Origin of the sequence: Flavobacterium sp. UBA4854 (genome assembly GCF_002399805.1) — a bacterium.
Taxonomy (GTDB): domain Bacteria; phylum Bacteroidota; class Bacteroidia; order Flavobacteriales; family Flavobacteriaceae; genus Flavobacterium; species Flavobacterium ginsengisoli.
In genome coordinates this window covers 833-13275 of record NZ_DHEI01000088.1, presented here as the reverse complement: position 1 = coordinate 13275, position 12443 = coordinate 833, and the positions used below count along the sequence as shown (strand labels likewise).

General features: G+C 32.7%; 9 protein-coding genes and 1 pseudogene. 6 read left to right on the top strand and 4 right to left on the bottom strand.

Going from position 1 to position 12443, the window contains the following annotated elements; all coding sequences use genetic code 11:
* Together B3J44_RS13140 and B3J44_RS13135 are read left to right on the top strand one after the other, a co-directional pair.
* Positions 1 to 1156, top strand: a pseudogene (locus B3J44_RS13140) (KUP/HAK/KT family potassium transporter); the annotation flags it as partial.
* 140 nt (positions 1157 to 1296) lie between these two features.
* Positions 1297 to 2511 carry an RsmB/NOP family class I SAM-dependent RNA methyltransferase gene (locus tag B3J44_RS13135; RefSeq protein ID WP_286968832.1) on the top strand — a complete coding sequence of 405 codons (1215 nt, stop codon included), beginning with the start codon at positions 1297 to 1299 and terminating at the stop codon, positions 2509 to 2511.
* Positions 2512 to 2668: 157 nt separating this feature from the next.
* On the opposite strand, the gene B3J44_RS13130 is transcribed toward B3J44_RS13135, so the two are convergent.
* Together B3J44_RS13130 and B3J44_RS13125 are read right to left on the bottom strand one after the other, a co-directional pair.
* Positions 2669 to 3712 carry an AMP-binding protein gene (locus tag B3J44_RS13130; RefSeq protein WP_286968831.1) on the bottom strand — a complete coding sequence of 348 codons (1044 nt, stop codon included), beginning with the start codon at positions 3710 to 3712 and terminating at the stop codon, positions 2669 to 2671.
* 12 nt (positions 3713 to 3724) lie between these two features.
* Positions 3725 to 4648: a CPBP family intramembrane glutamic endopeptidase gene (locus tag B3J44_RS13125; RefSeq protein WP_286968830.1), complete on the bottom strand. Its 924-nt coding sequence runs from the start codon at positions 4646 to 4648 to the stop codon at positions 3725 to 3727.
* Between the two features lie 116 nt (positions 4649 to 4764).
* Between B3J44_RS13125 and B3J44_RS13120 the strand changes: the two genes are divergently transcribed.
* Together B3J44_RS13120 and B3J44_RS13115 are read left to right on the top strand one after the other, a co-directional pair.
* Positions 4765 to 5109: an arsenate reductase family protein gene (locus tag B3J44_RS13120; RefSeq protein ID WP_286968828.1), complete on the top strand. Its 345-nt coding sequence runs from the start codon at positions 4765 to 4767 to the stop codon at positions 5107 to 5109.
* Between the two features lie 92 nt (positions 5110 to 5201).
* Positions 5202 to 7700: an outer membrane beta-barrel family protein gene (locus B3J44_RS13115; protein WP_286968827.1), complete on the top strand. Its 2499-nt coding sequence runs from the start codon at positions 5202 to 5204 to the stop codon at positions 7698 to 7700.
* A gap of 175 nt (positions 7701 to 7875) precedes the next feature.
* On the opposite strand, the gene B3J44_RS13110 is transcribed toward B3J44_RS13115, so the two are convergent.
* Positions 7876 to 8049, bottom strand: coding sequence for a hypothetical protein (locus B3J44_RS13110; RefSeq protein WP_111288649.1), 174 nt, complete (start codon positions 8047 to 8049; stop codon positions 7876 to 7878).
* Between the two features lie 361 nt (positions 8050 to 8410).
* On the opposite strand from B3J44_RS13110, the gene fumC reads away from it, so the two are divergent.
* The gene (gene fumC, locus B3J44_RS13105; RefSeq protein ID WP_286968826.1) at positions 8411 to 9796 is read left to right on the top strand and encodes a class II fumarate hydratase; all 1386 of its coding nucleotides are present in this window, start codon (positions 8411 to 8413) and stop codon (positions 9794 to 9796) included.
* Between the two features lie 157 nt (positions 9797 to 9953).
* Here fumC and B3J44_RS13100 read toward each other — a convergent pair whose 3' ends face one another.
* Positions 9954 to 11156 (bottom strand): NAD(P)-dependent oxidoreductase, encoded by a 1203-nt coding sequence (locus B3J44_RS13100; RefSeq protein WP_286968825.1) that lies wholly within the window; start codon positions 11154 to 11156, stop codon positions 9954 to 9956.
* A gap of 241 nt (positions 11157 to 11397) precedes the next feature.
* Here B3J44_RS13100 and B3J44_RS13095 point away from each other — a divergent pair.
* Positions 11398 to 12443: serine hydrolase domain-containing protein (locus B3J44_RS13095; RefSeq protein WP_286968824.1), on the top strand; the 1046-nt coding region annotated here is incomplete at its 3' end.

Genomic DNA, 12443 nt, shown 5'->3' with positions numbered 1-12443 from the left:
GAAAACGGAAACCCGTTTTACTTAATTATGCCACATTGGTTTTTACCATTCGGAATTGTAGTTGCAACTCTTGCAGCTGTAATTGCATCTCAGGCACTTATTTCTGGTTCGTTTACTTTGATCAACGAAGCAATGCGATCTGAACTTCTGGCCAAAAGTAAAAATCAAATACCCTACTGAAGTAAAAGGTCAACTATACATTCCATCAATCAACTGGTTATTGTTTTTTGGCTGTGTTGGAATCGTATTGCATTTCGAAAAATCAGGAAACATGGAGCATGCATATGGTCTTGCTATCATTTTGTGTATGATCATGACGACCATATTATTAAATTACTACTTAATCATGAAACGTGTAAAACTGTACTTCATGGTACCGTTGATTACTATTTATTTATTGATTGAGTTTAGTTTCCTTTTCGCTAATATTACCAAATTTGCAGAAGGTGGTTATGTAACCCTAATCATTGCCAGTATGCTAATTTCTGTAATGACAATTTGGTATTTGGCTAAGAAAATCAACAAAAACTACACTAAAGTGGTTAAGGTTGACGATTACAAACAAGTTCTTGTTGAGTTAAGCCAAGATTTATCTATTCCGAAATATGCTACGCATTTGGTTTATATGACCAACGCTAATCGTGTAGATGAACTAGAGGAAAAAATCATTTATTCTATCCTTCAAAAACGCCCAAAAAGAGCTGATATCTATTGGTTTGTTCACGTTAATATTTTGACAGAACCTTATAAAACGCAATATAAAGTAACAGAAATTGCTAAAGACGATATTTACAGAATTGACTTTAATTTAGGTTTTAGAGAGCCAACCAAAATCAATTTGATGTTTAGAGAAGTCATCAAAGACATGGTAAAACGTGGCGAGGTAGATATTACCAGCCGTTACGAGTCTTTAAACAAAAACAATATTATTGGAGACTTTAAATTTGTATTGTCTGAGAAATTCTTATCAAATGACAACGACTTAAGATGGCATGAAAACATTATCATGAACTCTTATTTCTTCATCAAAAAACTGAGTTTGTCTGAAGAAAGAGCTTTTGGTCTAGACAGCAGCTCTGTTAAAATAGAAAAATTCCCAATGGTGCTTCATGCTCCAGAAAATATTGGATTAACGAGAATTATTTCTAAAGAGTAAAACTCAAAAAAAGATATTTCTAAAAAAAACACTCTAAATCAGAGTGTTTTTTTTCTTTTAGTAGCAGTCTGAGCAAGATTCGGTATTAAAAATTTAACTTTCAACCAATTAATACTACCTTTGCACTTCAAATAAATAAAATGAGATTACACAGAAATTTAGTTTATACTACCATTGACTCTTTAAATGCAATTTTCAACGAAGGAGAATATGCAGATAAAGTGGTAGCAAGAGCATTAAAAAAAGACAAACGTTGGGGAAGTTCTGACAGGAAGTTTGTTGCTGAAACCATATATGAAATTGTTCGTTGGAAACGATTATATGCTGAAATTGCAGAAGTAAAAGAACCTTATGACAGAGACAATCTATGGAGAATGTTTGCTGTTTGGGCTGTTTTACGCGGTTATCCAATTCCAGATTGGAGACAATTGGAAGGAACACCTGAAAGAAAAATTAAAGGACGTTTTGACGAATTATCTAAGACTAGAGCTATCAAAGAATCTATTCCAGATTGGATGGATGAATTGGGCATGAAAGAACTTGGAGAAAAAGTTTGGGCTAAAGAAATTGCGGCACAAAATCAGCCGGCAAAAGTTATCTTGAGAACCAATACTTTAAAAGGTACTAAAGAGAGTCTTAGAAATACTTTAATGGACTTAAATATTGAAACAGAATATTTAAAAGACCAACCAGAAGCTCTTGTTTTAAAAGAAAGAGCGAATGTATTTTTAACAGATGCATTTAAACAAGGTTTATTCGAAGTTCAAGATGCCAACTCACAATTGGTTGCAGGTTTTCTAGATGTAAAACCAGGAATGCGAGTTGTAGATACTTGTGCAGGAGCAGGTGGAAAAACATTGCATATGGCTTCTTTAATGGAAAATAAAGGGCAATTGATTGCAATGGACTTGTACGAAAGCAAATTGAAGCAATTGAAATTAAGAGCAAAAAGAAATGGTGCTTTTAACATTGAATACAGAATCATCGATAGCACAAAAGTGATCAAAAAATTACACGAAAAAGCTGATCGTGTTTTGATCGATGCGCCTTGTAGCGGATTAGGTGTTTTGAAAAGAAACCCAGATTCTAAATGGAAATTACAACCTGAATTTATCGACAACATTCGTAAAGTACAGAGCGAAGTTTTGGAAAGCTATTCTAAAATTGTAAAACCAGGAGGAAAATTAGTTTATGCAACTTGTTCTGTTCTTCCATCAGAAAACCAAGAGCAAGTAGAGAAATTCTTAAAAACAGAAATCGGACAGCAATTTACTTTTATTGAAGATCGTAAAATGTTAGCTTCAGAATCTGGTTTTGATGGATTTTATATGGCACTTTTGGAAAGAAAAAAATAAAATCAAATTCGAATATATTAAAAATCCCAAATTTCAATCTTAGTTATTGAAATTTGGGATTTTTAATTGTCTATGTCTTTCTACTTAGTCAACTTTGTCAAAGTTTTGAACTTTGACAAAGTTTAAAACTCCAATTTTGGAATTTAATTATTAGAATTTAATCTTGTAAAGTAGGTTTTCGCAACAACTTTCCATTTTCGTTTTCTTTGAATTTTGAAACAAAAACTATTTCTTTTGGTTTTTCATATTTCCCTAAAATGTCAAAGAAATCAGGAGCAAATTCTTGTTTTTCTCCTTCAATGACCAAAACTAATTTTTCTCCTAAAGTAGTATCTGGAAGTCCTGTTACAAAAAACCTGTTGTTTATTTTTCCGATCAATTTCGCTTCAATCTGTTCTGGAATCAGCTTCACTCCTCCACTATTGATTACGTTATCAATTCTGCCTAAAAATTTAAACTGCTGTTCGTTTAGCAATTCAACTAAATCATTTGTTACAATTGGTTCATCTGAAATTGTTGCCACATGAATAACCAAACATTGACGATCGTCTTGAGATATTTTCACATTTGGAAGAATCGAAAAAACAGAATCACCTAAACGTTTTGCAGCGATATGTGTGATCGTTTCTGTCATTCCATACGTTTCATAGATTTCTGTTTTAAGTGGCAATAATTTTTCTTCGAGAGCCGAATCTAATTTTGCTCCACCAATAATAAGTTTTCGCACTTTAGAAAGTCCTTCAATAGAATTCTGAACTTGAAGTGGCACCATCGCAACAAAATCGTACATAGTACTATTTAAAGCCAAAGGATGCAGACTCGGTGAAACGACATCCAATTCTAATCCTAAAATTAAACTTCTCACTAGCATCATCTTTCCAGCAATAAATTGAGTTGGAAGACACAATAACGCTTTATCTCCTGGCTTTAAATCGAAAAAATCGCCAGTTGCCAATGCTGATTGTATCATTGCTTGTTTCTGCAATCTGACTAATTTTGGAAGTCCTGTTGTTCCAGAAGTAGTCATTTCGATGTAATCTTTTTTATCAAACCAATCCAAAAAGAACTCCCCAATAGATTGTTCGTAAGCATCTCCTTCTTTAATAAAACTATAAGCAACACGACACAAATCTTTTGCATTTAAATGATACCCATTTAATTTGAAATAATTGTGAACGTTATTTTGAGTTAAATTTTGCATGTTATTAAGCTTTTAATTCGACATTATTATGTTTCCTGTCAATCTTTCTTTCCAATTTGTCCATCCATATTTTTTACTAAAAATAAAAAGTAAAATAGGATAAATAACTGCAACAGGAAGAATTACATCTATTCCTGCTGAAGGTTCTGAAAGATCTTTAAATATAGAATTGGTTTGAAAAACAGTCCAATCTGAAGTAACCAATAATGCACCTACAAGATTATTTGCGGCATGAAAGCCGAGTGCCAATTCCATTCCCTCATCCATTAATGTTATAATACCAAGAAACAATCCAGTTCCTATATAATAAATCATGATAATATTTCCCATTTTGCCAACTTCTGGATTTGTCCAGTGCATTGAACCAAATATAACAGAAGTCATTAAGAGTGGAAACCACCTGTTCTGAGCCAAATTGGCAAATCCCTGCATTAAGTATCCTCTAAAAACATATTCTTCCGTACTGGTTTGAATCGGAATTAAAATACATCCTAAAATTACTAATATTAAAAAAGGCACTAACTTAAATTGCAATACAAATTGCTCTGGAGACCTTAAATAGACAAACAAAAAACTAAGCAATGAAAAAAATGCCCATAAAAAGAAAGAAAACCAGATTCGTTTCCAATCTACTTTAGATCTTGAAGTGGCAATCGACAATAAGGTTTGATGATGAATAAATTTTACAACAAAATAAATCCCTGCAAAAGCAAAAACAAAAGAAATCATTACCAAAAAAAGCGTCGTATTTGAATCGAACATAGTCATAATGCCCTCGTTGGTAGTCGGAAAAGCAATATGCTCTGTAAACGTTTTATAAAATACAGCTGCCGAAATTGGAATTTGCCCAACAAAAGATGCCGAAATAATAAATACAGATCCTAAAAGATATTTCCAAAATTTATTTTCAGGTTTAATCCCTTGCTCTAAAAACATAAATTTAAAATTTTAAAAAATGAGAATTCAAATTCGATAAGTTAATCTTACTTTTGATATTGCAAAAATATCTCTTTTTTATTTTAAGAATATTTGAAACATCTAAATATAACAAAATGATACAAATTTACCATAATCCGAGATGCGGAAAATCAAGAAACTGCCTTGCTTTTATTGAAAAATCGAATCAAGATTTTGAAATCATACCTTACTTAACTGAAACTCCAACTTTTGAACAGCTTAAAACATTATTGGGACAACTAAACCTTGAACCAATTCAGCTTATTAGAACCAAAGAAAAAATCTGGATCGAGAATTTTAAAGGCAAAACTTTGAGCAATGATGAGATTATAAATGCAATGGCAGAAAATCCTATTTTAATTGAACGTCCGATTGTTGTAAAAGACGGAAAAGCCATAATTGGCCGTGATCCTGATTTAGTTGCTTCTTTTTTAGATTGATTCTAAAATATCTTATTAACATTTTTTTGTGATTTCTCTCTTTAAACCAAAAACTACATTTGCCGTCTAAAGGATTAAAGAAAAACCAGAAAATGAAAAAAATCAAATTTGCAGTATTACTTGTGTTCTTATTTACAAGTTTTTACAATTACTCTCAGCAAGGAAGCCCTGGAGGCAAAAACAAAGTTAAAGTCACCGGAAAAGTTTTCGAGAAAGTAAGCAAACAACCGTTAGAATACGCTACCGTTTCGATTACTGCACCTAATGATACAAAAGTAATTGCAGGAGGTATTACCAATCCAAAAGGAGAATTTGAGGTTGCTGTTGCGCCTGGAACTTACGATATTAAAGTTGAGTTTATTTCGTTTAAAGCAACTGAAATTAAAGGAAAAAGCATTAAAGACGACACTAATTTAGGCGTAGTGAATTTGTCGGAAGACGCTGCGCAACTGAATGAAGTTGTTGTTCGTGCCGAAAAATCGACTGTTGAGATTAAACTAGACAAAAAAGTTTACAACGTTGGTCAAGATATGATTGTAAAAGGCGGAAGTGTAAGCGATGTTTTAGACAACGTTCCATCTGTCTCTGTTGATACTGAAGGAAATGTAAGTTTAAGAGGAAGCGACAATATTCGTATTTTAATTGATGGAAGACCTTCGCAAGCTATAAATATGGCAGAAGCATTAAGACAGCTTCCTGCAGATGCAATTGACAAAGTTGAAGTAATCACTAATCCATCAGCACGTTATGATGCTGAAGGTGGTTCTGGAATCATCAATATCATTCTAAAAAAAGGTAAAAATCAAGGTTTCAACGGAACTTTTATTGCTTCAACAGGTCTACCAGAAACTTATGGTTTAAGTGCCAATTTGAACTATAAAACTAAAAAATTAAACTATTTTACAACTGCTGGATACAACTACAGAACTACAGAAGGAGCTGGTAAAACAAATTCTGAATATTTTAATCCAGACGAAACAATAAAAAATTACTTAGATGAAGATCGTGACACAAAACGTGTTAGAAAAGGTTTTAACGGAAGAGCTGGTGTTGAATGGACAATAACTCCATCTACATTTTGGACAAACGCCATCAACTATCAAAAAAATTCAGGAGACGATAGAGATTTAATTAATTACTACAACTACGATGCTGCCCATAATTATACAGGAACATCTTATCGTTTAAACAATGCAGATACTGGAAGCGAAAACTTTGAGTATACTTCTAATTTAATTAAAAACTTTAACGACAAAGGACACAAACTTACTGCAGATCTTTCTATTTCAAGAAACACAGACGACAGCTTTAGTGAAATTACTGCTTCACCAAATTTCAATAATACATTAAATGATCAAATCCAAAAACAAGTTTTGTTTCAAGCTGATTATGTATTGCCTTTAGGAAAAGCTGGACAATTTGAAGCGGGTTATAAAGGAAGTTTTGGCGATTTGAATAACGAATATTATGTAACAGATAATGATGGAGCAAAAAATCCAAATTTATCAAATACATTAGAGTATAAAGAAAACATTAATGCTCTTTATACACAATATGGTTTTAAAGTAAATAAATTCTCTTATTTATTTGGTTTAAGATGGGAAGACACAGATATTCATGTGAATTTATTAGACAATAGCGTTTTCAATACTAAAAAATACAACAACTTATTCCCAAGTGCTTTTATTAGTTATGAAATCTCAGATCAAAGCAACTTCACAGCAAGTTACAGCAAACGTTTGACTAGACCTAGAGGACGTTTCATGAATCCTGCCGTGAACTATTCAAGTAACATCAATATCTTTCAAGGAAATCCAGACCTAGACCCTTCTTTAACAGACAAATATGACATTGGTTATATCAAGAAATGGAATAAAGTAACATTCAATACATCTGCCTATTTTGAAGATACAAAAGACGTTTTCAGTTTTGTGAGATCTCCTACTGGTGATGTGGTAACTCCTGATGGTGATGTAGTAACTCCAGCACCAGGCCAAACAGTTGAAGGTACGCCTGTTATTAAAAGTATGCCTATTAACTTAGGACAAGAGCAAAAATTTGGTTTCGAATTTACATTAAATTACACACCATTCAAATGGTGGAGATTAAACAGTAACTTCAACTTTTTTAACGTAAAAACAACTGGAGAACACAGCTATACAGATACACAAGGAAATGAGATTGTTCAAAATTTAGACAATCAGGCTAATTCTTGGTTTGCAAGATTAAACTCTAAAGTAACGCTTCCTTACAAAATTGACTGGCAGTTAACTGCAATGTACAACGGAGAACAAAAAACAGCTCAAGGTAAAAACTTAGGCCAATTTGGAATGAATACTGCTTTCAGTAAAGATGTAATGAAAGATAAAGGAACGATTGCTTTCAATATTAGCGACGTTTTCAATTCAAGAAAAATGAGATCTTATACTTATTTAGATGATGTGACTTCATATAGTGAATTCCAGTTCCGTAAACGTCAATTTAATTTATCGTTCACTTACCGTTTCAATAAACCGAAAAGTGAAAGAGATAAAAACGCACAGCCTAAAAATGATAGCGGCGGCGAAGGTGGCGGAGATTTCCCTGGATAATCTCTGTTAAATTTCAATACTAAAAATCCTAATTCCAAGTTTTAAAATTGGAATTAGGATTTTTGGTTTTTACCATATTCCAATTTGGAGCTTCGCTATTCAATATTTCCTTACTTTCAAGCATAAAAAAAAGGACTCGTAAAACGGGTCCTTTTTTTATGACATCAATCTAAAATTAAATAGATTGTTCTTCTTGTCTTTTTCTAGCTCTTTTTTCTTTGATCATTTCCCAGCTAGCTCCCGTAACCCAATAAGATACGAAACCAACCAAGAAAAACATTAACCAAAACCCTATAGTTAGTATGGTTAAGAAAAGTAAAAAGCCTAAGTACTGTGAAAATTCAAACATGTTTTCCGGAATTTTTGAATGTTACGACAAATGTAGGGTATATATTTTTTCTCAGCAATAAAATCTAAATCAATTTTCGTTAAATAACATTTATCCGTATATTTATACTCATTTTAAATAAGCTTTTTTAGAACTTGAAATCCTTTAAAATAAAGAGCTCAGACAAATTGCAATAATTTTCAGGAGCTATTTCTGCTGTCCGCTATATTCCCGATAAACAAAAACTACGGCTAAAAAGCCTTGTTTTTCTAAATCGGGAGATGCCGCTACCATCAGGGCTAAAAGACTCATTTTCAAAAGAAGTTTTTGTTTTAAAACAAAACATCTCACATTTTACGAATAACATTTTACATAAAACATAATGAAATATAGAATAGAAAAAGACACCATGGGTGAAGTTAAAGTCCCAGCCGATAAATATTGGGGTGCACAAACAGAACGTTCCAGAAACAATTTCAAAATCGGACCAGCAGCATCAATGCCAAAAGAAATCATTGAAGGTTTTGCCTATCTAAAAAAGGCAGCAGCTTATGCCAATTATGATTTAGGAGTTCTGCCAATCGAAAAAAGAGATGCAATTGCCGCAGTTTGCGACGAAATTCTAGAAGGCAACCTAGATGATCAATTTCCACTTGTAATCTGGCAAACGGGTTCTGGAACACAAAGCAACATGAACGTGAATGAAGTAATCGCTAATCGCGCTCAAGTTCTTAAAGGTTTTGAAATTGGCGAAGGCGAACAATTTATTAAAGCCAATGATGACGTAAACAAATCACAATCATCAAATGACACTTTTCCAACAGGAATGCATATCGCGGCTTATAAAATGGTTGTAGAAACTACAATTCCAGGTGTAGAAAAACTTCACGCTACTTTAGCAAAAAAAGCCGCAGAATATAAAGACGTTGTCAAAATCGGACGTACGCACTTAATGGATGCAACACCTTTAACTCTTGGACAAGAAATTTCAGGTTATGCAGCTCAACTAGCATTCGGATTAAAGGCTTTAAAAAACACTTTAGCCCACTTATCTGAAATTGCTTTAGGCGGAACAGCAGTTGGAACTGGATTAAATACTCCAAAAGGTTATGATGTAAAAGTAGCCGAATATATTGCCAAATTTACCAATCATCCTTTTATAACGGCAGAAAACAAATTTGAAGCTCTTGCAGCACACGATGCGATTGTAGAAACACACGGAGCTTTAAAACAATTAGCCGTTTCCTTAAATAAAATTGCTAATGATGTAAGAATGTTAGCTTCTGGTCCACGTTCTGGAATTGGAGAAATCCACATTCCTGAAAACGAGCCTGGTTCTTCTATCATGCCAGGAAAAGTGAATCCGACGCAATGCGAAGCTTTAACAATGGTTTGTGCACAAGTTATCGGAAACGATATGGCAATTGCAGTTGGAGGAATGCAAGGTCATTATGAATTGAATGTTTTTAAACCTGTTATGGCGGCCAACTTTTTACAATCGGCACAATTATTAGGAGATGCTTGTGTTTCTTTTGACGAACATTGCGCACAAGGAATCGAGCCAAATCATAAAAGAATCAAAGAATTGGTAGACAATTCATTAATGCTAGTTACAGCCTTAAATACTAAAATTGGATATTACAAAGCGGCAGAAATTGCCCAAACTGCACATAAAAATGGAACAACATTAAAAGAAGAAGCTGTTCGTCTTGGTTATGTAACTCCAGAAGATTTTGATGCTTGGGTGAAACCTGAGGATATGGTTTAATTTCAAGTTATGAATTATGAGTTATGAATTATGAGTTATGAGTTAACTTACTAAATCATAATTTTCCTAAAGCAAAAAGGTAAAAACATACTGTTTTTACCTTTTTTTACATTTAACAATGAGCAAAACTCATAATTCATAACTCATAATTCATAACTTATTTACCGTCTACATAATCCTGTAAATAGCTAAATCTCTCCGTCAATTTTCCGTTTTCAGTGATTTTGGCGCGTTTTAGAATTCCATCTTTATCACCGTTGAAGAAAGCTGGAATTACGTGCTCCATAAACTGTTCTCCAAAACCTTCGCTTGCATCTTTCGGAATTTCGCACGGCAAATTATCTACCGCCATAACAGCAACTGCTGCAGGGTGAAAGAAATCTACTTCTCTATCTTCTAAAGGAAAATAACCATACAAAGGCTCTTCGATTGTCGAAGAACGAATTGTACAAGCAATTGGCCCGTTAACATCACAAGAAATATCGGCTACAACTTTCAATTTGCAATCATTTGCATTCAGCATTTCTTTCGTTAAAATCATTGGAGCATTGCTCGCATAAAAATGTCCCGCAAAATAAATATCAGACACTTTAGTAAATCTCTCAAAATCAGATTCGTATTCTTCTGGATGATGAACAAAATCCACAAAATCTAAAACCTGTCCATCTTTTCTTTTATTATATTCTAAAACATCAAGCTGTACGTAAACCGCTTGAGCATATTTTTTAGTCAAATAATTATCTATTGTAATCTCCTTTATTTTTATTGCATCCAAAATCTCTTTTGCTCCGCTCCCAACCTTTCCAGTTCCTGTAACTACAAACTTAAGAGCTGGCATTGTGATACGTTTTAAATGCTTGATCAAATCTTCTTTTCCAGAAAGTGTTTCTGCTTTTGGAAGCTTGAACAATTCGAATTTAATTCCGAAAGCTCTAATTCCGTTATAAACACCAACCATTCCGGCATATCTTCCGAAACCAATTAAACGACGATCATGTTCATCTACAATTGTTTCATGGTCGTATAAATCAATGTTTTTTTCTAAAATTGCCTGAAGTAATTTTCTATTATGAGGCTGTTTTTTAATTGTATGAGAAAAAAAGAAATATGCTTTGTTTGGAATCAAATCTGTTACTGGAACTTCTTTTACGCCAAATAAAACATCACAATCAGAAACATCATCAGCAACTGTGATTCCCATATTTTTATAATCATCATCAGAAAAAATTCTAATATCTGAACTTTCAACTTTTACAGAAGCATCATGATATAACTGTTTTAATTTTGTCAATTCATTAGGTGAAAATACAACTCTTCTATCCGGCGGATTTTTTCTTTCTTTTATGATTCCAAATTTCATCTAAACTGATTTTTTTAATATTTAAAATATAACTTTTTTCACTGTATTTGTTTCAAATATAACAATTTTAGTTAAATTTTTGTTTTAAAAATTCTATTTAGAATGTTTCAAAACCGTTAAAAGCTGAAAAACAAACAAATAAATTTAACGATACTTAAAATTATGTTAAAATAGATAATTATAAGCCTCAGAATTGAGAAAACAACAAAATTGAATTCGATATATTTGTTTTTAAAGAACGATGCAAATGATTTTCCTTAAAAAAACAAAGATACCACAAATACTTTTTTCTATACTAGTTTTAAGTTCTTGTGGTCAAAACAAAAAAACAGCAACAGATACAACTCAGACAGTCGAAGATACATTGCCAAAAATGAAGCCGTTAGGAGCTGAAAAAACAGTTTCGCAAGCTTATAAAAATTCGGTTGTCGGTAGAATAAATCACTTTTATAATAAAAATTGGCCTAATAACACCATGAACGGAAGCTTCTTGGTTGCCAAAAATGGACAAATTTTATTTGAAAGATACAATGGCTTTGCCAATAAAAATGAAGGCACTAAAATAACACCCGAAACACCTGTTCAAATTGCTTCTGTAAGTAAAGTTTTGACCGCTACAGCTGTTTTAAAACTAGTTAATGCTGGAAAAATTGACTTAGATCAAAAGGTCAATACTATTTTAAAAACTTTTCCATACGAAGACTGTACGATAAGAATGCTTTTAAGCCACCGCACAGGAATGCGTAATTATGCTTATTTTACAGATCGCGATAAATCTATTTGGGACAGACACAATCAATTGACCAATAAAGACATTTTAAATATTCTGGCAACAAAAGATATTGGTTTGGAATCTAAAACTGGAACCCGTTTTAGCTACTGCAATACCAACTATGCAATGCTAGCACTTATTATAGAAAAAATTACAGGTTTAAGCTATAAAGAAGCAATGTCTGAAATGATTTTCAAACCTCTTGGAATGAAAAATACTTACGTTTTTGATGATGATAAGGATAGAAAAAAGATTGTTCCTTCTTATAAAGGCAATGGCGTAGAAATTGGTTTTGATTATTTGGATAATGTTTACGGAGATAAAAATGTTTTCTCTACCGCTAGAGATCTTCTAAAATTTGATCGAGCAAGACAATCTCCAGATTTCTTGAAACCAGAACTATTGAAACAAGTTTACACAGGCTACAGTAATGAGCGTAAAGGAACTAAAAATTATGGTTTAGGAATAAGAATGATTAATTGGGAGACAGGACAAAACTTCTATTTTCATAATGG